The sequence below is a fragment of the Pseudomonas sp. MYb2 genome (assembly GCF_002979955.1).
GTDB lineage: Bacteria > Pseudomonadota > Gammaproteobacteria > Pseudomonadales > Pseudomonadaceae > Aquipseudomonas.
The window spans coordinates 174,902-194,106 of record NZ_PCQC01000001.1 but is presented as its reverse complement, the minus strand read 5'-3'; the positions used below and the strand labels follow the sequence as shown (position 1 = coordinate 194,106).

The 19,205-nt window shown below is 60.8% G+C and carries 19 protein-coding genes and 1 pseudogene; 14 read left to right on the top strand and 6 right to left on the bottom strand.

The genetic code is table 11. The annotated features are described in order from the left end of the window. Positions 1 to 178 precede the first annotated feature (178 nt). The 8 genes and pseudogenes from CQ009_RS30335 to CQ009_RS00940 form a co-directional block, all read left to right on the top strand. Positions 179 to 412 (top strand): annotated as a pseudogene (locus CQ009_RS30335) (sensor histidine kinase); the annotation flags it as partial. Further along, entirely contained in the window at positions 409 to 1,155 is a 747-nt protein-coding gene (locus CQ009_RS00970; RefSeq protein ID WP_007911111.1) for a LytTR family DNA-binding domain-containing protein, read from the top strand. The pseudogene CQ009_RS30335 and the gene CQ009_RS00970, both read left to right, overlap by 4 nt. A 138-nt stretch (positions 1,156 to 1,293) precedes the next feature. Continuing rightward, on the top strand, positions 1,294 to 2,235 hold the full coding sequence (gene hemC, locus CQ009_RS00965) for a hydroxymethylbilane synthase (protein ID WP_064389517.1): 942 nt from the start codon (positions 1,294 to 1,296) through the stop codon (positions 2,233 to 2,235). Next, the gene (locus CQ009_RS00960) at positions 2,232 to 2,993 is read left to right on the top strand and encodes a uroporphyrinogen-III synthase (RefSeq protein ID WP_105704646.1); all 762 of its coding nucleotides are present in this window, start codon (positions 2,232 to 2,234) and stop codon (positions 2,991 to 2,993) included. The genes hemC and CQ009_RS00960 overlap by 4 nt, the downstream gene beginning before the upstream one ends. A 16-nt stretch (positions 2,994 to 3,009) precedes the next feature. Next, positions 3,010 to 4,152, top strand: coding sequence for a uroporphyrinogen-III C-methyltransferase (locus CQ009_RS00955; protein ID WP_105704645.1), 1,143 nt, complete (start codon positions 3,010 to 3,012; stop codon positions 4,150 to 4,152). Beyond that, on the top strand, positions 4,149 to 5,387 hold the full coding sequence (locus CQ009_RS00950) for a heme biosynthesis protein HemY (RefSeq protein WP_105704644.1): 1,239 nt from the start codon (positions 4,149 to 4,151) through the stop codon (positions 5,385 to 5,387). Before CQ009_RS00955 ends, CQ009_RS00950 begins: the two co-directional genes overlap by 4 nt. A gap of 220 nt (positions 5,388 to 5,607) precedes the next feature. Continuing rightward, positions 5,608 to 6,159 carry a disulfide bond formation protein B gene (locus tag CQ009_RS00945; RefSeq protein WP_064389513.1) on the top strand — a complete coding sequence of 184 codons (552 nt, stop codon included), beginning with the start codon at positions 5,608 to 5,610 and terminating at the stop codon, positions 6,157 to 6,159. 183 nt (positions 6,160 to 6,342) lie between these two features. Beyond that, positions 6,343 to 6,801 (top strand): Rsd/AlgQ family anti-sigma factor, encoded by a 459-nt coding sequence (locus tag CQ009_RS00940; RefSeq protein ID WP_064389512.1) that lies wholly within the window; start codon positions 6,343 to 6,345, stop codon positions 6,799 to 6,801. Between the two features lie 60 nt (positions 6,802 to 6,861). Here the strand turns inward: CQ009_RS00940 and CQ009_RS00935 are convergent, their stop codons facing one another. Beyond that, the gene (locus CQ009_RS00935; protein ID WP_064389511.1) at positions 6,862 to 7,527 is read right to left on the bottom strand and encodes an FKBP-type peptidyl-prolyl cis-trans isomerase; all 666 of its coding nucleotides are present in this window, start codon (positions 7,525 to 7,527) and stop codon (positions 6,862 to 6,864) included. A 192-nt stretch (positions 7,528 to 7,719) separates the two neighbouring features. Here CQ009_RS00935 and CQ009_RS00930 point away from each other — a divergent pair, with 192 nt between their 5' ends. Next, positions 7,720 to 8,937, top strand: a complete 1,218-nt coding sequence (locus tag CQ009_RS00930) for an AlgP family protein (RefSeq protein WP_105704643.1) — start codon at positions 7,720 to 7,722, stop codon at positions 8,935 to 8,937. On the opposite strand, the gene CQ009_RS00925 is transcribed toward CQ009_RS00930, so the two are convergent. Then, positions 8,934 to 9,395, bottom strand: a complete 462-nt coding sequence (locus CQ009_RS00925; protein WP_064389509.1) for a TIGR02444 family protein — start codon at positions 9,393 to 9,395, stop codon at positions 8,934 to 8,936. The two genes, CQ009_RS00930 and CQ009_RS00925, sit on opposite strands and share 4 nt — an antisense overlap. A gap of 50 nt (positions 9,396 to 9,445) precedes the next feature. On the opposite strand from CQ009_RS00925, the gene CQ009_RS00920 reads away from it, so the two are divergent. The 3 genes from CQ009_RS00920 (at position 9,446) to rhtB (ending at position 12,736) form a co-directional block, all read left to right on the top strand. Continuing rightward, complete coding sequence (locus CQ009_RS00920) at positions 9,446 to 11,356, top strand: ATP-binding cassette domain-containing protein (RefSeq protein WP_038359116.1); 1,911 nt, start codon at positions 9,446 to 9,448, stop codon at positions 11,354 to 11,356. After that, positions 11,356 to 11,937 (top strand): mechanosensitive ion channel family protein, encoded by a 582-nt coding sequence (locus tag CQ009_RS00915; RefSeq protein WP_016985893.1) that lies wholly within the window; start codon positions 11,356 to 11,358, stop codon positions 11,935 to 11,937. The genes CQ009_RS00920 and CQ009_RS00915 overlap by 1 nt, the downstream gene beginning before the upstream one ends. Before the next feature lie 166 nt (positions 11,938 to 12,103). Beyond that, complete coding sequence (rhtB, locus tag CQ009_RS00910) at positions 12,104 to 12,736, top strand: homoserine/homoserine lactone efflux protein (protein ID WP_034152015.1); 633 nt, start codon at positions 12,104 to 12,106, stop codon at positions 12,734 to 12,736. A 60-nt stretch (positions 12,737 to 12,796) separates the two neighbouring features. On the opposite strand, the gene CQ009_RS00905 is transcribed toward rhtB, so the two are convergent. The 4 genes from CQ009_RS00905 to CQ009_RS00890 form a co-directional block, all read right to left on the bottom strand. Beyond that, positions 12,797 to 13,540: a penicillin-binding protein activator LpoB gene (locus tag CQ009_RS00905; protein ID WP_064389508.1), complete on the bottom strand. Its 744-nt coding sequence runs from the start codon at positions 13,538 to 13,540 to the stop codon at positions 12,797 to 12,799. Positions 13,541 to 13,543: 3 nt separating this feature from the next. Next, on the bottom strand, positions 13,544 to 14,131 hold the full coding sequence (gene lpoB / locus CQ009_RS00900) for a penicillin-binding protein activator LpoB (protein WP_105704642.1): 588 nt from the start codon (positions 14,129 to 14,131) through the stop codon (positions 13,544 to 13,546). A 35-nt stretch (positions 14,132 to 14,166) separates the two neighbouring features. Further along, positions 14,167 to 14,547 (bottom strand): YcfL family protein, encoded by a 381-nt coding sequence (locus CQ009_RS00895; protein ID WP_105704803.1) that lies wholly within the window; start codon positions 14,545 to 14,547, stop codon positions 14,167 to 14,169. 110 nt (positions 14,548 to 14,657) lie between these two features. Then, on the bottom strand, positions 14,658 to 16,052 hold the full coding sequence (locus CQ009_RS00890) for a COG3014 family protein (RefSeq protein WP_105704802.1): 1,395 nt from the start codon (positions 16,050 to 16,052) through the stop codon (positions 14,658 to 14,660). A gap of 172 nt (positions 16,053 to 16,224) precedes the next feature. Between CQ009_RS00890 and CQ009_RS00885 the strand changes: the two genes are divergently transcribed. Both CQ009_RS00885 and CQ009_RS00880 read left to right on the top strand, forming a co-directional pair. Further along, on the top strand, positions 16,225 to 17,124 hold the full coding sequence (locus CQ009_RS00885) for a LysR family transcriptional regulator (protein ID WP_105704641.1): 900 nt from the start codon (positions 16,225 to 16,227) through the stop codon (positions 17,122 to 17,124). 75 nt (positions 17,125 to 17,199) lie between these two features. Continuing rightward, the gene (locus CQ009_RS00880; protein ID WP_105704640.1) at positions 17,200 to 19,095 is read left to right on the top strand and encodes an FTR1 family protein; all 1,896 of its coding nucleotides are present in this window, start codon (positions 17,200 to 17,202) and stop codon (positions 19,093 to 19,095) included. Positions 19,096 to 19,205: the final 110 nt, after the last annotated feature.

Sequence of the window (19,205 nt, the reverse complement as noted above, 5' to 3'; positions counted from 1 at the left end):
GCCCGGACTGTCGCTGACACCGGTCGATACGTTTTTTTCTCATTGGCTCGGCCATAGTCGGCGCTGCCCCCGGCGGATTTGCGCAAGGATATTTTTCGATTGAGCAATGTCGTTCCGACGAGCGTCTACAGTAGGACATAAGGGTCGGCGTGACTGCGGATCGCGCAAAGGTCTGACCGCCGACTATAAGAAGAGGGGGTGGGTGCAATTGTCCTTCGGCAATCCCCGTGAAAAACGCGAGAAACGGCGGGCTTCGAGCGGTACGAACCGGACACTGGCAAATATTGCTGGCCGACGTACGGCACTTTTTGGCGCTCGGGCTAGTCTTAGCGTGGATCGCGGTGACGGACGTCACTTCACCTGTCTACGCTATCCTTGTGCGAGACTCACGCAGGAATCCAGCGCAATATGAATGTCCTGATCGTTGATGACGAACCACTGGCTCGCGAGCGCCTCAGCCGAATGGTGAGCGAGCTCGAGGGTTATACAGTTCTGGAGCCCAGCGCCACGAATGGCGAGGAGGCGTTGGCACTGATCGACAGCCACAAGCCGGATATCGTGCTGCTCGATATCCGCATGCCAGGCCTCGATGGCCTGCAGGTTGCTGCCCGTCTGTGCGAACGAGAAACGCCGCCCGCCGTGGTGTTTTGCACCAGCCCCGATGAATTTGCCGTGGAAGCCCTGCAGGCCAGCGCCGTGGGCTATGTGGTGAAACCCGTGCGAACCGAACATCTGCATGACGCCCTGAAACGGGCTGAACGTCCCAACCGGGCGCAACTCTCGGCCCTGACCCGTCCCGCTGCCGAAAGCGGCACCGGCCCGCGCAGCCACATCAGCGCCCGCACCCGCAAAGGTATCGAACTGATCCCGCTGGATCAGGTGGTCTATTTCATTGCGGACCATAAATACGTGACCTTGCGCCACGAGGCCGGTGAAGTGCTGCTGGACGAACCGCTGAAGGCGCTGGAAGACGAGTTCGGCGAGCGCTTTGTGCGTATCCACCGCAACGCCCTGGTCGCCCGCGACCGCATCGAACGTCTGCAACGTACGCCGCTGGGGCATTTCCAGTTGTTCCTCAAAGGGCTCAATGGCGATGCGCTGATCGTTAGCCGTCGGCATGTCGCCGGTGTGCGCAAAATGATGCAGGGCCTGTAGCCCGGTATTTTCCGGTGCTTCGAACTTCTTTTCACCGGGCATTGCAGGCCAGGGAGGCCGCGCCGACTCTGATTCAAGTCAAAGTGGATTTGGCTGAGCTGTTATTATCCGCCGTATCTATTCAGTACGGATTGATCCATGTCCTCTCGCGAAATCCGCATCGCCACCCGTAAAAGTGCGCTGGCCCTCTGGCAGGCCGAATACGTCAAAGCCCGTCTGGAAGCGGCCCACCCGGGCCTGCTGGTGACGCTGGTGCCCATGGTCAGTCGCGGCGACAAGCTGCTCGATTCGCCATTGTCGAAGATCGGCGGCAAGGGCCTGTTCGTCAAGGAACTGGAAACCGCACTGCTGGAAAACCAAGCCGACATCGCCGTGCATTCGATGAAAGACGTGCCGATGGACTTCCCTGAAGGCCTCGGTCTGTTCTGCATCTGCGAACGTGAAGACCCGCGCGATGCCTTCGTTTCCAATACCTATGCCAGCCTCGACGCGTTGCCTGCCGGCGCCATCGTCGGTACCTCGAGCCTGCGTCGTCAGGCGCAATTGCTGACGCGCCGCCCGGATCTTGAGATCCGCTTCCTGCGCGGCAACGTCAACACCCGTCTGGCCAAGCTCGATGCCGGTGAGTACGACGCGATCATCCTTGCGGCGGCCGGCCTGATCCGTCTCGGTTTTGAAGATCGCATCACCTCGGCGATCAGCGTCGATGACAGCCTGCCGGCCGGTGGTCAGGGCGCGGTCGGCATCGAATGCCGCAGTGCCGACACTGAAATCCACGCCTTGCTCGCGCCGCTGCACCACGCCGATACCACGTCGCGCGTCACCGCCGAGCGTGCCCTCAACAAACATTTGAATGGCGGCTGCCAAGTGCCGATCGCCTGCTACGCCGTGCTCGAAGGCGAGCAGTTGTGGTTGCGCGGTCTGGTCGGTGAGCCGAGCGGTGGCAAGCTGCTCAGCGCTGAAGCCCGGGCACCACGTGCCGAGGCCGAAGCGCTCGGTGTGCAGGTTGCCGAAGACCTGTTGCGCCAGGGTGCTGCCGATATTCTCAAAGCGGTCTACGGCGAGGCAGGTCACGAGTGACCGGTTGGCGCCTGCTGCTGACGCGCCCTGCGGAGGACTGTGCGGCGCTGGCGCAGACGTTGGCCGAGCAGGGGATTTTCAGTAGCTGTTTGCCGCTTCTGGACATTGTTCCGCTGCCGGTCTCTGCGAAAATTCGTCAGGCGATTGCGCGGTTGCCGGGTTGCAAAGCGGTAGTCGTGGTCAGCAAACCGGCGGCTCGCATTGCGCTGGATCTGCTCGGTAATTCGTCTTCGCTGGCGATGCCGTGGTTCAGCGTCGGCGCGGCAACTGCGCAGATTCTTAGCGATCATGGTCTGGACGCGAACTTCCCGGCCGCCGGCGATGATAGCGAAGCATTGCTGCAATTACCGCGTCTGCGTGAGGCCGTCAGTCAGCCCGGTGCGCAGGTGTTGATCCTGCGTGGTGAGGGCGGCCGCGAGCTACTCGCCGAGCGCCTGCGTGCGCTTGGTGCTAGTGTCGAGTATCTGGAATTGTATCGACGTGACCTGCCAGCCTATCCGCCGCAGGAGCTGTCGCGGCGGATTGAAGCGGAACGCTTGAACGGGCTGGTGGTCAGCAGTGGACAGGGTTTCGAGCACTTGCAGCAGATGGCCGGCGATGCCTGGTCGAGCATTGCGCAGTTGCCGTTGTTTGTTCCAAGCCCAAGGGTCGCCGAGCTGGCACGTGCCGCCGGGGCTCAAACAGTTGTGGATTGCCGCGGCGCGAGTGCCGCGGCTTTGCTGACGGCGCTGCGGGAACATCCCCAGTCCGTTTTCTAATGCAAAGGATGGATACGTGAGCGAAACAGCCTTGCCTAAAGATGATGTCCAGCCTGTGATCGACGCCCAGGTTGAAACCCCACCGCCGGCCACAGAGCCGCGCCGAGGCAATGGACTGGCCATCGTCGCCCTGTTGCTCGGCGCTGCCGGCGTCGCGATCGGGGGCTGGGGTGTCTGGCAGGTGCGCCACCTGCAGATCAACACGCAACAGCAGTCCGGTGAAGTGCAGGCATTGAACGATCAGGCGCAGAGCCTGAAGCTCAATGAACAGCGTCTGACCGAGCGCCTCGCGCAGTTGCCGGGCGCCGATGAACTTGCCGAGCGCCAGCGTCTGGTGACGCAGCTTCAGGGTGATCAGCAGCGCCTCAATCAGCGTCTGGAAACAGTGCTGGGGGCCAGCCGCAAGGACTGGCGTCTGGCCGAGGCCGAGCACTTGTTGCGTCTGGCCAGCCTGCGTCTTTCGGCATTGCAGGACATCAGCAGCGCACAGGCCTTGGTGCAAGGCGCGGATGAAATCCTTCGTGAACAGAATGACCCCGGCTCGTTTGCCGCTCGCGAGCAAGTGGCGAAAACCCTCGTCGCTTTGCGCAGCACGGCACAACCGGATCGCACCGGTCTGTTCCTGCGCCTCGGCGCGTTGCGCGATCAGGTCATCGACCTCACCGAGCTGGCGCCGGAGTACAAGGATCGTGGTGAATCGCTGCTGGGCCTGACCGCCGATGGCGATGGCGCCAGTCGCTGGGCGCAATGGTGGGATCAGGTTTCGCGCTACATCCGCATCGATTTCAACGCTGACAAGAATGTGCGACCGCTGCTGGCCGGGCAGAGCCTGAGTCAGGTGCGCCTGGCCTTGAGCCTGGCGCTTGAGCAGGCGCAGTGGGCAGCCCTGAATGGTCAGGCGCCGGTCTACACCCAGGCGCTGGCCGAGGCGCGGGATGTGCTCAAAGGCAATTTCAATCCGGACAACCCGCAAAGCAAAGTGATGCTGGAGCAGGTCGCCGAGCTGAGCAAGGAACCGGTCACGGTCAATACCCCGGATCTGGCTGGCACCCTGAGTGCGGTGCAGGCATATCTGGAGCGACGTAACGTCAATGCTGAAGAGTCGGTGAAACCGTTCGCCAAACCTGCCGCCAACACCGCGCAGGAGGCCACGCCATGAAACGCCTGTATGTAATCGTGTTTCTGGTGATCGCGGCGACGGCGGCGTTGGGTTTTGCCGTGGCGCAGCATTCCGGTTACGTGCTGATCGCTTACCAGAGCTTGCGCTATGAAGCGAGCTTGTGGGCGACACTCGCGGTGATCGCGGTGTTGTGGCTGCTGATCTGGGGCATCAAGGCGCTGGTCGAACTGGTCATGACCTCCAGCGGCGTGGTCAATCCATGGTCGCGGCGCAATCGCAGTCGTCGCGTGCAGGTGGCCATCGAGCACGGTCAACTGGATCTGGCGGAAGGCCGTTGGGCCAGCGCGCAGCGGCATTTGTCTCGCGCAGCTGAAGCCGAGCGCCAACCGCTTTTGTACTACCTTGGCGCTGCACGTGCGGCCAACGAGCAGGGTAATTACGAAGAGTGCGATCACTTGCTGGAGCGTGCACTGGAACGTCAGCCGCAAGCCGAGTTGGCGATTGCCTTGAGTCATGCGCAGTTGCAGACCGATCGCGGTGATACCGATGGTGCGCTGGTCACGCTGCAGGCGATGCATGAGCGCCACCCGCGCAATGCGCAGACGTTGCGTCAGTTGCAGCGCTTGCATCAACAGCGCGGTGAGTGGTCGTCGGTGATCCGTCTGTTGCCGGAGCTGCGCAAGGATAAAGTTCTGCCGCCAGCAGAACTGACTGAACTGGAGCGTCGTGCCTGGGGTGAGAACCTTTCGCTGGCGGCGCATCGCGAGGAGGACGGGACGGTAGGGCTGCAGTCGCTCAAGCGCGCATGGGAACAGCTCACCTCGGCGCAGCGTCAGGAGCCGCCGCTGGTATTGGCGTATGCGGAACAGCTACGTCAGCTGGGCGCTCAGGTCGAAGCGGAGGAAGTGCTGCGAACCGCTATCAAGCGCAAGTACGACAGTCATCTGGCGCGTCTTTATGGCCTGGTGCGCGGCAGCGATCCGGCGCGCCAGTTGCAAACGGCGGAAGGCTGGCTCAAAGAGCACCCGGCCGATCCAAGCCTGCTGTTGACCCTGGGACGTCTGTGCCTGCAAACCAGTTTGTGGGGCAAGGCTCGGGACTATCTGGAAAGCAGCCTGCGCGTACAGCGTAATCCCGAAGCCTGTGCAGAGCTGGCACGCCTGCTTGCACAGCTCGGCGATACCGAACGCAGTAATCAACTGTTTCAAGAAGGCCTTGGCCTGCTCGATGAGCGTCTTCTGGCCGCGCCATTGCCGGTTCCGGTTCATGCATGAAATCACAGGGGGAGGGGCGTGCTCCCTCCTGCACCGGATGACGGAAAAATCCTCGCCAAGACGCGTCCCAGGCAAAGTCCTACAGCGTCCTACATCAATTCCTCTCTTGCCTGTCGGGATTTCCCTACACCTCTGGTGAAGTGTCGGCAGCTGCCTGCCTTGAAAGGCCGACGCGCTTTCCTCTACCGTAACTGCCTGTCTCTACTGTTACGGAAAAGCCATGTCGTTGGCCTGCTCACGCTCCTTGTTTTTCATTGCTTTCACTGCGGGGGCTGTCGCCCTGGGAGCTTCCTATTACCTTGAATACGCGGTTGGGCTGGTGCCGTGCAGCCTGTGCCTGGTTCAGCGACTGTGCATGACACTGCTGACCGTCTGCTGTGGTCTGGCGGCGGTACATGGGCCGCGACGTGCCGGTCTCTCGCTCTACTGGGTGTTTGCGCTTTGCGCGAGCCTCGGAGGTACGGCGGCGGCCTGGCGGCAGGTGTTGATGCAGAGCGATTCGGTGCTACAACTGGTCGAATGTTCGCCTGCTCCCGAGACATTCTTCAGCAACATGCCCTGGTTGTGCGCGGTCCTGCGCATGGTGAGCGGCACCGCCGATTGTGTGGAAATTTCCTGGACGCTGTTCGACCTGAGCATCCCTGAATGGAGTCTGCTGTTTTTTGTGGCAATGTCGATTCTGGCGTTTTACCAACTGATACGACTGGTCTGGAACGCTCTGCAACAACCGCTCAGCGGCGAAGCGTCGCACCGCAGGCCGATCAGGGATTAAACACTTGTATGAACTTTATCTCCTGCGTACCTTGAAGCCATAGGCGTGCGGGCATAATCTGGCCCGCACGTGTCATTGGATTTATGTTGCTCGATGACGCTCTGCCCGGCCGACCCCCAAGCCAACATCAAAAGAGGGGCGCGGGTGTAGAGCAGCATGACCCACAAGGGAAGAGAGATCGCCATGCTCGAAAGTTGTCAGAATGCTCAGGAACGCTGGGGTGGAGTTCATCTGCTGATCGACCGCTGGTTGCAGGAGCGTGAAGATCTGATCGGTGCCTACGACAAGCTCGGTGCGCAGCCTGAGTCGCTGTCCGAGAGCCGCAAGCCTTTGCAGGAGTTCTGCGGCGTGCTGGTCGATTACGTCTCGGCAGGGCACTTCGAAATCTACGAACAGCTGACTGGCGAAGCCAAGGCGTTCAACGACAAGCGCGGCCTTGAACTTGCCGATACGATCTATCCGCGTATCGATGTCATCACCGAGAAGCTGCTCGCTTTCAACGATCTGTGCGATGAAGGCAAATGCGTTGCCGAGAAATTCAAAGAGCTCGGTGGCCTGCTGCACGAGCGCTTCGAACTCGAAGACTGTTTGATTGAAGTGCTGCACACAGCACACAAGGAAGAAGATCCAGTTCAGGCCTGATCCCGAACGCTGATCAAAAAAAACGGTGCGCCCGAAAGCGCACCGTTTTTTATTGCCTGATCAACTCGTCGCGCCGCGCAATTCCACCTCGAACACCAGCGGCGTGAACGGTGCGATCAGGTCACCGGCACCGTCGGCGCCATAGGCCTGATCCGAAGGAATCACCAAGCGCCATTTCGCCCCCACCGGCATGTTTTGCAATGCAGTGCGCCAACCGGCAATCACGCTGTCGAGGTTGAACCATTGCGGCTGGGTGTTTTGATCGAACACCGTGCCATCAGGCAGGCGACCTGTATACAACACCTGCACTTTTCCATCCGGGCCGGCCTTGGCCCCGGTGCCTGGTGCCAGCTCGGTCAGCAGGATGCCGTCAGCCAATTCCTTCACACCCGGTTTGGCTTTTTCGGTGGTGAGAAAACGCTGTTCGTTTTCCATCGCGGCGTCGCTCGAAGGTTGCGAAGAACGCTCGGCATTCTGCGATTCGTGATCGGCGAGGATCTGTTCGATACGAGCTTCGCTCAGTGCCAGTGGCTTGCCCTGATAGGCTTGCTGCAAGCCTTCGATCAATGCCTGAATCTGCAATTGTGGCACTTCCTGACGCAACCGTTCGCCCAGGCTTGCACCGAGGCTGTAGGCCAGATCATGAGCGTCATTCGCGGTGGTTTTTTCGTCGGCGTGGGCTGCCGAAAAAACCATGCAGAGGGATAAAAAAAGGTAGCGCGACATGGGCACTCTCCGTCCTGAGATGCGGTGGATTATGCCAGCGCGAACGTCTGCAACGGTGAACTGCTTTTGCCTTCGCGCAGAACATTTTCACTTCGGTGCAACGCAACGCAATCGATACTGTCAAGATGCCCTAGCGGCGGTAACTGCAGAGGTCTAGTATGAGCCGCACTCACGTCAGCCAGGAGGTAAACCATGTCGGCCACCAAGAAGCCTGTAAATACTCCGTTGCACTTACTCCAACAACTCTCGGGCAGCTTGCTCGAGCATTTGGAAAACGCTTGCTCGCAAGCCTTGGCTGATGCTGAAAAACTGCTCGCCAAACTGGAAAAGCAACGCGGCAAGGCGCAGGAAAAACTGCACAAATCCCGCACCAAATTGCAGGACGCAGCTGCTGCCGGTAAAGCCAAGGCACAGACCAAAGCCAAGGGCGCAGTGAAAGAACTCGAAGACCTGCTCGATGCGCTGAAGGATCGTCAGTCCGATACGCGCAGCTACATCCTGCAACTCAAGCGCGACGCCCAGGAAAGCCTGAAACTTGCTCAGGGTGTGGGCCGCGTTCAAGAAGCCGTGGGCAAAGTATTGTCGACTCGCTCGGCCAAACCAGCAGCGGCACCGGCGAAGAAAGCCGCGGCCAAACCCGCTGCAGCCAAAGCTCCAGCGAAAACTGCGGCGGCCAAGCCTGCTGCAAAAGCTGCTGCTAAAACCGCTGCCAAGCCCGCTGCAAAAGTACCGGTGAAAGCCGCTGCAAAACCAGCTGTTAAAGCGGCTGCAAAACCTGCAGCGAAGAAACCTGCTGCGGCGAGCGCTGCAAAACCAGCAGCTAAAACCACAGCGGCAAAACCTGCTGCGCGCACTGCCGCTGCCAAGCCGGCTACCCGTGCCGCCGCTGCTAAACCAGCTGCGAAGCCAGCCGCAGCCAAAGCTGCTCCAGCGAAAACCGCCGCTAAACCAGCTGCCAAAGCGGTTGCAAAACCTGCTGCTAAAACCGCTGCTGCAAAACCAGCCGCCAAGACTGCCGCTAAACCAGCTGCAGCCAAACCTGCTGCAAAAGCGCCAGCCAAAGCTGCTGCAAAACCGGCTGCAAAACCAGCCGTGAAAGCTGCCGCCAAACCGGCAGCCAAGCCAGCCGCTAAACCGGCCGCTGCTGCCAAACCAGCGACTGCTGCTGCCAAGCCTGCTGCTGCGAAACCAGCCGCCAAGCCAGCTGCAAAACCAGCCGTTAAAAAGCCAGCCGCTGCCAAACCAGCTGCCGCCAAACCGGCTACCGCGCCTGCCGCCAAGCCTGCCGCACCGACAACCTCGGCTGCGCCATCGGCACCTGCTCCAGCCGCGACTACCTCGACCCCTTCGACTGCGCCATCGCCAGCCGCTGCGTCGAGCGTCAGCAATAACCCGACCAGCGCTTCCTAAGTGCCGGTCGCCGCGACGCGCAGCACTTGCAGCGCGTCGCGGTTCGGGTTGGCTGCAGTGCCGGCCAAGCCTTCAAGCCAGGTGATCGAACCTGCGTCGTTTCGCGTCCATTCCTGCGCCACACCTTCAAGCCGTGACAGCAATGCTCGCTCAGCTTCCAGCTCGAGTGACTTGATCTGCTCGCGCATGCCTTTCACCACCGCATCATCCGCCGCACGCGATTTCCATTGCATGCGCAGTGTTCGCAGCGGCTGCACCACATCGATATCCCACGGTTCGGTCAGCGCCTGAAGCTGGCGAACGCGTTGTTCATCGCAAGTCACTGCGCGCTGCTCCAGCCATAAACCGCACAGCAGCAGGCACACATTGGCGCCCGCCGTTTGCAGTTGCAGGCAGGCGTCTTCCACGCCCGGTCGGGCGTAGGTGGCAAGGGAAAAGCTCCACAGGTCAGAGGACATCGTGCTACTCGCGCCAGTTGTGAGCGAAGCTGGTAGACTCCGCCGCCATTATGATCCGACTTCAGAACCTGACTTTACAGCGTGGCCCGCAACGTCTGCTAGAAGACGCCGAGCTGACCCTGCACGCCGGCCACAAAGCCGGCCTCATCGGTGCCAACGGCGCCGGCAAATCGAGCCTGTTCGCCTTGATTCGGGGTGAACTGCACCCGGACTCGGGTGATTGCTTCCTGCCGGCTGACTGGCGCATCGCTCACATGCGCCAGGAAATCGAGACGCTCGAGCGTCTTGCCGTCGACTATGTGCTCGATGGCGACCTGCGTCTACGCGAGGTGCAACGTGACCTCGCCGCTGCCGAAGCGGCGCACGACGGTGCCGCTCAGGCCCGCCTGCACTCGGAACTCGACAGTGCCGACGGTTACACCGCCGATGCGCGGGCGCGCAAGTTGCTCGCCGGCCTGGGTTTCACCAACGAACAGATGGATCGTCAGGTCGGGGATTTCTCCGGTGGCTGGCGCATGCGTCTGAACCTGGCGCAAGCGCTGATGTGCCCGTCGGATCTGTTGCTGCTCGACGAGCCGACCAACCACTTGGACCTCGACGCGATCATCTGGCTCGAAGAGTGGCTGAAAAGCTACCCGGGCACCTTGCTGCTGATCTCCCACGACCGCGATTTCCTTGACGAAGTCGTCGATCACGTGGCACATGTCGATCAGCGCAAAATCACCCTCTATCGCGGCGGCTATACCGCGTTCGAACGCGCCCGAGCCGAGCGTCTGGCCCAACAGCAACAGGCCTACGAGAAGCAGCAGGCGCAACGTGCGCACATGGAAAGCTACATCGCCCGCTTCAAGGCGCAAGCGACCAAGGCCCGTCAGGCACAGAGCCGGATCAAGGCCCTGGAGCGGATGGAAGAACTGTCGGCCGCCCACGTCGACTCGCCGTTCGACTTCGTCTTCCGCGAGTCGACCAAGATCTCCAGCCCGCTGATCGACCTGTCCGACGCGCGTCTGGGTTACGGCGACAAAACCATCCTGGAGAAGGTCAAGCTGCAACTGACCCCGGGTGCGCGGATCGGCCTGCTCGGCCCGAACGGCGCGGGTAAATCGACCCTGATCAAGAACCTTGCCGGCGAGCTGTCTCCGCTGGGTGGGCGCCTGACCCGTGGCGAGAACACCGTGGTCGGTTACTTCGCTCAGCATCAGCTCGATTCGCTGGACGCCAAGGCCAGCCCGTTGCTGCATTTGCAGCGTCTGGCGCCGACCGAGCGCGAGCAGACCCTGCGCGACTTCCTCGGTGGTTTCGATTTCCGTGGCGCACGCATCGACGAACCGGTGCTGAATTTCTCCGGTGGCGAAAAGGCCCGACTGGCCTTGGCGCTGATCGCCTGGGAACGGCCGAACCTGCTGCTGCTCGACGAACCGACCAACCACCTCGACCTGGAAATGCGCCTGGCGCTAACCATGGCATTGCAGGAATTCAGCGGCGCAGTGTTGGTGGTGTCTCACGATCGGCACTTGCTCAAGAGCACCACCGATAACTTCTACCTGGTCGCTGACGGCAAGGTCGAGGAGTTCGATGGCGACCTCGAAGACTACGCACGCTGGCTGGTGGAATACCGTCAGCGCAATGCCCCTGTCAGTAATACTCCGGTGAACCCGGACAAGACCGACAAGAAGGCCCAGCGTCAGGCCGCTGCGGCGTTGCGTCAGCAACTGGCGCCGCACAAGCGCGAGGCCGACAAGCTCGAAGCCGAACTGGGCAAGCTCCACGAGAAGCTCGCCAAGGTCGATGCCAGCCTCGGCGACAGCGACATCTACGAGCCGGCGCGCAAGAACGAGTTGCGTGATCTGCTGGCCGAACAGGCCAAGCTGAAGGTTCGCGAAGGCGAGCTGGAAGAAGCGTGGATGGAAGCCCTCGAGGTGCTGGAAAGCATGCAGGCGGAGCTGGAGGCGCTGTCCTGATGGAAGCGTTCAAGCTGCCGCTGCCGGCGGTGTGGGTCGAGCCGATCTGGTTTACGGTGCAGATTCTGCTGATCCTGCTGGCCGGTTACCTCACTCAGCGCTTCGTCGCCAAAGGCCTGACCCGATTGGGCGAGCGCTATCCGTTCCCGCCGCAATTGCTGATGCCGCTGCGTGGAGTGCTGCGCTGGCTGATCATGGGCAGTGCGCTGATCTTCGTCCTGGAGCGCCTCGGCGTCTCGGCCACGGTGTTGTGGACGGCGTTGTCGGGTTTCGTCGCGGTGGCGGCGGTCGCGTTCTTCGCGATGTGGAGTGTGCTGTCGAATTTGCTCTGCGCGATTCTGATCTTCACGGTCGGGCCGTTTCGCCTGGGCGATATCGTTGAGCTGGTGGACACCACCGACAAGCCGGGCGTCAAAGGCCGGGTGGTGGCGATCAATCTGCTCTACACCACGTTGATCGAGGCGGAAGAGTTGGGGACTGGCAGCGCGATGGTGCAGGTGCCGAACAGCTTGTTCTTCCAGCGCTCGGTGCGGCGTTGGCGCGGGACGGATGTGTTTCCTTCCAGCGGGTTTGAGAAGTAAGTCTTAAAGCAAGATCAAAAGATCGTCCGATCGCGGCCCGAGCCTGCGGCAGCTCCTACAAGGATCGCATTCCCATGTAGGAGCTGCCGCAGGCCGCGATTTTTTGCTTTTAGGCCCAATCCGCATTAGCTTGAGCGTCTGTCACGATTCAGATGTGAGGTGTGCGATGGAGCTTCAAACATGGCTGGCGTTTTTTGCCGCCTGCTGGGTGATCAGCCTTTCCCCGGGTGCTGGCGCCATTGCGTCGATGTCCAGCGGTCTGCAATACGGGTTCTGGCGCGGCTACTGGAATGCGCTCGGTCTGCAAATCGGTCTGGCTGTACAGATTGCGATTGTCGGTGCCGGCGTTGGCGCGATCCTCACCGCTTCGGCCACGGCCTTCCACGCGATCAAATGGTTCGGCGTCGCCTACCTGGTGTATCTGGCCATCAAGCAATGGCGCGCGCTGCCCATGGACATGAGCGATGACGCGGCGGTGCGGCCGATCGGCAAGCCGCTGGCGCTGGTGTTCCGTGGCTTTCTGGTCAACATCAGCAACCCCAAGGCGTTGGTGTTCATGCTCGCGGTGCTGCCGCAGTTCATCAACCCGCATGCACCGCTGTTGATTCAGTACGTGGTGATCGGCGTGACCATGGTCTGTGTCGACCTGATTGTGATGGCCGGTTACACCGGTCTGGCGTCGAAGGTCTTGCGTCTGTTGCGCACACCGCAGCAGCAGAAACGCATGAACCGCACGTTTGCCGGGCTGTTCATCGGCGCGGCGGCGTTTATGGCGACGTTGCGCAAAGCCGCCGCGTAAACCCCACAGGCACAAAAAAGGCGACCTCCCGAGGTCGCCTTTTTATTGCCTGCGAGTTACTCAGCGCAAAATCACCGGCGCCGTATCTGGCGGCAGATTGTTGCGCTGAGCCGGCTCGCGCGATGGTTCGTAACTGCCACCGCCGAGCTGCTGGCTCAATTGCCCGGCGACATCCTCACCCAAGGCCTTGGACACGTCACGGACTACCCGTGGACGGTTCAGCGACACATGGATGTCCCGGCTGTTCACCAGTTTGGTGTCCTGCGCTTCACCCATCGCGGTGAAGGCCGAGATGATTTCGTAGGTCTTGGTATTGATCAGGCTGAAATCCGCGACCAGGGTCAGGGCCAGTACCGCCGAATAGCTGTCGGTGTTCGCCAGCTCGTTCATGTCCTGAGTGAAGTCGATGTCGGACACCGTGCCGAACAGCACATAGTCGGCGCCCTTGTAGCTGCCAGCCTTGATCCGCTTGATCACGTCGTAGACATCGCCCTTGGACGACGCCGTGTACGGTTTGCCTTGGATCAACTGGAACATGCCGGTACGGAGGATTTCGCCTTTGATGTCGCCGGTGAACCGGCGCAATTCGGTCTGCTGGATGTAGCTGTTGGGCGTTTCGTATTCCTCATAGCTCGATGAGCCGCTGGCGCCGTAATAGCTCTCCTGGTGATTGCTCTGCGCCGAGATGGTATGAATGTATTGCTCCACACGTTCCTCGTACGCCAGGTCGGCAACGGCGACTTTCGGGGCCGCCTGCACGCTGAACGCGCAAGCCAGGGCCAACAGGCCAATCCATGTGCGCATCGATCAACGCTCCGTGGTTTTGCGGATTTCTTTTTCGTCCATCCATTCGGCCAGACCGCTTTCGACATCGATCAGTTGCAGGCTGAATTTGTAGAAGACGTCCTTGTAATCGCTGCTGCGCTTGACGATCGAGCTGATCGAACCTTCAAGCCGGTATTTGGCGGCGATCATGTTGCCAGTCTTGGCCACGGTGCTCTTCTTGTACAGGCCGCTCTGGTTTTGCAGCTTGAGCTGATCGATCTGGCTTTGCATCGCGGTGTTGTCGCTGGCGAAGCGGGCCACCCCGGATTTCATCAACTGGGTCTTGATGCTGGTGGTTATTTCGCGGGTGTCGATGTATTCGCTGGTCTTGTTCATCACGTCGTAGACCTGAACCACCGGACGGCCCTGCAGAACCCCGGACTGGGCCAGCGAGCGGGTCATCGACTCGGCGATCATCTGCAGGTCGGTGGAGCCGAACTCGTTGGTGACGGTTTCAACCGCTCTGGGGTCGCCGTAACTGATATTGTTGCTGCCCAGGGTTGGCGAGTTGTCGACACAACCGGAGACCAGCAAGGCGAAAACGGCGAGGCAGGAGACGCGTGCAAACATGGGAGTGCTCTCTGGAACGAAATAGGGCGTCGGGTTCAAGGCGTCTGGAGTTCCAGACGAAAGTCCACGGCTTTCGGGGTGGGAGCGATGCTCTGGAGGAAGCTGTTCTGTCCGCCGTAGATCAACTGGGGTTTCCAGACTTCATCGTCGGCGACTGGAAAGCCTTCAGCACTGAGCCAGGCGAAACGGTAATAGAAGGTCTTGTTGCGCTTGTCGGTGTTGTTCAATTGCACGCCAACAGTCATGAAGCCGTTTTCCCGGGCGACGCGCATGTTACCGATCGCAATGTTCTTCAGCTCGCCCATCGCCACCACTTTGCTCGCCGCGCTGCCCGGGGCCGGGGGTGACGGTGGAGGCGTTGCGCAACCGCTGGTCAGCAAGGCGAAGGCCGCCACCGCGATGAGTTTGAAGCGCATGCAAAGACTCCGTTCTTGAGGTTGTCCGAGGCGGGTGACGGGGCACACGCCGATGCTCGGCAGATTGACGGTCTGCCCGATTTTCTTCAAGCGCCAACGCACGACTTGAGTCATTTCCCTTTCAGGTCCGACACCGCCGCTGTCGGCGGTACGTAAGCCGTGCCGATGATAAATAACCGGTCGCCGAATGCCCGCAGGTTGATGACCTGGTGATCACGATCAATGCGAACGGTCAGCGTACCGGCAGCATTGGGCGCATTGATGGTGTGGTTGCCCTTTTTCAGGCGCAGTCGCGCTACCAGGGTCTTATCGGGCAGGGTGCGCCAGGTGCGGGTATCCGCCTCTTCGAATAAATCTTTTTCGGTCACGACCAGTGAGGCCTTGGTGGGGTTTTGGGTGTTGTAAGAAGCTTGGCCGACGGCCGCCATATTGGCGCGGAACCGCGCCGATTCAATGATATCGGGCATGTCATCACGCAAGGTGCGCGTCGCCATGTCGGTAACGCTGTTGATGAGGCTCAAGGGGCGTTTGCGCGCATCGACCTTGATCGAGTCGAAAGACGGCGTGACCGCGTCCGGCACCATCACCGGAAAGGAAATCGGTGCCTCGATGACCAGGGTTTCATTGAGCTGCACTGGAATCAGTACTTTGACCGAGGCGCGGGCAGGGGCCAGGCCACTTTGCACCACGATCAACACGTCGCTTTCGTCAGCCTGCGCCGGCGGTTTGTCGAGATTGCGTAACGCTTGCTCGAGAAAAGGTACGTTGGGGCGCAGTTCGATGGCTTGCCGATAGCCCGGTGCAGCCAGATCACGCTCGCCCAAGGCCTCATAGGTGAAACCGGCCAGATAATGGCTGAATGCACTCTGGTAACCGTTTTTCAATTCGATGACCGACGGCGCATCAAGGGTGGTCACCGGGTAGCCCCGCAGGTCCTTGTAATGCACCTTGATGCCCTGTGCCTTGGCTAGCTCTTCGGCTTCGTCGTACTGGTGCTCGCGCGCTCGGGCGATCAGCGCTTCGCGCTCGTGGGTTTTCTTGATGTCGGTCCGGGCGCCTTCGAAGTCGTTGACGGACAATTGGTTGAGGGCCATTTGCGTGGTCAGCATGACCTTTTCGTAGTCATAACCGTCGTAGCGCTGCAGTTTGTCATTGACCAACATGACGCCCATTTCCCGGCCTAATTGACCGAGGAATTTCATCGGTGCGGAAGGCACGGCGTCTTCGCGCTGGGCAATCATCTGGTCAGCACTGCGCCAGGCCATCTGGCTCTCGGGCAGCAAGCTGCCGAGGCTGAGGACCGCGCCTTTTTCGAAGTAATAGAGCAGATCCTTGGATTCCCACGGGTTGTTCCACTCGATCAGGTACAGCGCGGCATCGACATTGCCCATCATCAGTTGATCGGTGGTTTGCTGCATTTCCAGGTCGTAATTGCGGTAAGCGGCGCATCCGTTGAGTTGCGCAACGATGCTGAGCAGCACAGTCAACAGCAGGCAGTGACGCATGACGGTGGCTTCTTCCTTGGGCGCAAAGGGGCTGATGTGGCGCATTATAAGGATCAGTGGTGGCAATGTGCTTGGCTGTTTTGCATAGCGTCTGCGCGGCCTGTCAGGTGCCAGGCCAGCACTGGTTGAGCTAGGCTTGCACCCCCGCTGTTCAATTCAAACCGGTGCCCTGATGAATCAACTGCTGGCCATGCGTGCGTTCCGTTGCATCGTCGAGTGTCACGGCTTCAGCGCCGCTGCCGAACGGCTCGACACCACGCACTCGACCATCTCCCGGCAGTTGCAGCAGTTGGAAGCTGAACTCGGCACGCGGCTGATCAATCGCAACACCCGACGCTTCAGCCTGACCACCGCGGGCCAGCAGTATTACGCCGCGTGCGTGGACATTCTCGAGCGCCTCGATCAGGCTGCCGTCGCCGTGGCGCAAGCCCATGAAAGCCCCAGCGGCGTTTTGCGTATCAGCGCACCCATGGTCATCGGTACGCTGGAACTGGCCAACTGGTTGCCGGCGTTTCAGCAGCGCTATCCCGAAATTGAAGTCGATTTGTCCTGCGATGACCGTTTTGTCGATCTGATTGCCGAGGGCTTCGATGTGGCCCTGCGCATTTGCGGGGCGTTGGAGGATTCATCGCTGGTGGCGCGATTGCTGACAGTGTCGCCGATGCTGCTGGTGGCTTCGCCGGCCTACGTGGCTCGGCATGGTTTGGTGCGACAGATACGCGAATTGGCGGAACATCAGATGCTGGGATTCACTGCTGGAAGCGATTGGTTGCTGACTGATTCCCATGGCGCAACCACACCAGTCAATCCCCAAGGTCGCTTCAAAACCGATTCGATCAGCTCGCTGCACGCCGCCGCACTGGCTGGCGTCGGTATTGCCGCGTTCACCCGGGCTACGGTGCAGGACGACTTGTTGAGCGGACGTCTGGTGCACATCCTGCCGGATTGCAGCCTCGGCCAGCGGCACTATTACGCGCTGTATCCCCACGCTCGCCACGTTGCGCTCAAGGTAAAGGTTTTCGTCGAATTCATGGCTGAGCATTACCGCAATATCACGGCACCTTTACGCTGAATGCCGACAAAGCTTGAGGGAAACGCCTGCGAAGTGAACAATATGTAACTTCGCATTTCCATTTGAGAACTGTTCATGATTGCCTCGTCCCGATTCCTGGCCTGGCTGGTGTTCCCGCTGTGCGCGCTGAGCAGCTTCAACCTGCTGGCCGATACCGTGGAAGGCGCTCCGCAAGCGCTGCACCTGCTTGATTACATCAGCGCGGATTACCCGCCGACGGTCGAGGCTGGAACAGTCGTCGATGATGCCGAATACCGTGAGCAACTGGAGTTCACCCAAGCGCTGCAAAGCCTGATCGCGGGCATGCCGGGCAATCCTGAAAAAGCCGCGCTGGAACAGGGCATCAGTGTCTTGCACGCTGCCATCACCGCCAAGCAGGACGGTGCGCAAGTCGCCCGTCAGGCGCGGCAACTGGGCGCGCAACTGGCGGTGGCGTATGAAGTCAGCCAAGCGCCGATCATCACTCCGGATCCCACCCGTGGCGCGCCGCTCTATGCGCAGAATTGCTCGGTGTGCCACGGCGCCAGCGGTGTCGGCGACGGCCCGGCAGGCCTGGGCATGACGCCGGCGCCGGCCAATCTGCGTGACGCTGCGCGGATGGACCATCTGAGCCTTTATGCGATCTACAACACCCTCGGCCAAGGTGTTGAAGGCACTGACATGCCGGCGTTTGCCGACCAGCTCGATGATCGTCAGCGTTGGGATCTGGCCACCTACATCGCGGGCTTCAGCGCCGAGGCTGCGGCCGCCAAATCCGAGAAGACCTACAACATCGCCGATCTGGCCCGCCAGACCCCAGCCGAAGTGCTGGCCGCCGAAGGTATGCCCGCCGCCGCGACCTTCCGTGCACAACGGGCGCAACCGCCGCAGGTCAAGCGTGGCCCGGCGCAGTTGCTCGACTACACCGCAGCGACACTGGACAAGAGCCTTGCCGCCTACCGCGCCGGCGAGCACGATCAGGCCTACGACCTGTCGGTGGCGGCGTATCTGGAAGGCTTCGAACTGGTCGAGAGTTCGCTGGATAACGTCGATGCCAACGTGCGCAAGGATACTGAGAAGTCGTTGATGGCGTACCGGCAGTCATTGCAGGACGGTTTGCCCGTCGAGCAGGCCGAGCAGCGTCTGGACGCGGCCAAGGCCAAGCTGAAAGAGTCCGCCGGCCTGTTGGGCAGCGATGGCTTGAGCTGGTCGCTCAGCTACATCTCCGGTCTGCTGATTTTGCTGCGCGAAGGCCTGGAAGCGATTCTGGTGCTGGCGGCTATCCTTGCCTTCCTGCGCAATACCGGTCAGCAATCGGCGGTGCGCAGTGTCAACGTCGGTTGGGGTTTGGCGCTGTTGGCCGGCCTCGGCACCTGGGCGTTGGCAGCGTATGTCATCGATGTCAGCGGCTCGCAGCGTGAGCTGCTGGAAGGCGCGACGGCGCTGTTCGCCAGTGTGATGGTGCTGTGGCTTGGCGTGTGGATGCACGACCGTCGCCATGCAGCGGCTTGGCAGGATTACATCAAGAGCAGTCTGGTCGGCGGTGGCGGACGCTTCGGCTTTGCGATTCTGGCGTTCTTCTCGGTGTACCGCGAGTTGTTCGAGGTGATCCTGTTCTACGAAACCCTGTGGCTGCAGGCCGGCCCGGCCGGGCATGACGCGGTGCTCGCCGGTGGCGCGACGGCGCTGGTGCTGCTGGTCGGACTGGCGTGGGTGATCCTGCGTGGCTCGGCGAAACTGCCGCTGACGCTGTTCTTCAGCATCAACGCGGCGTTGCTGTGCGCATTGTCGGTGGTGTTCGCCGGGCATGGCGTGAAGGCGTTGCAGGAGGCCGGGATCTTCGGCACGCGGCCAGTGGCGTTCTTTGAGTTTGACTGGCTGGGGATTCATGCCGATGCGTATTCGTTGACGGCGCAGGCCGTGGCGATTGTGGCGATTGTTGTGTTGTATGGGCGTAGTTGGGTGGCTGAGAAGCGGCGGGTAGCCGCTTAACAGCATTCGCTGCGCTCACATTCGCGAGCAAGTCGAATCGTCGCACCGTCACTCCCACAGGATTTGCGCGTAACCTGTGGGAGTGACGGTGCTCACATTCGACTTGCTCG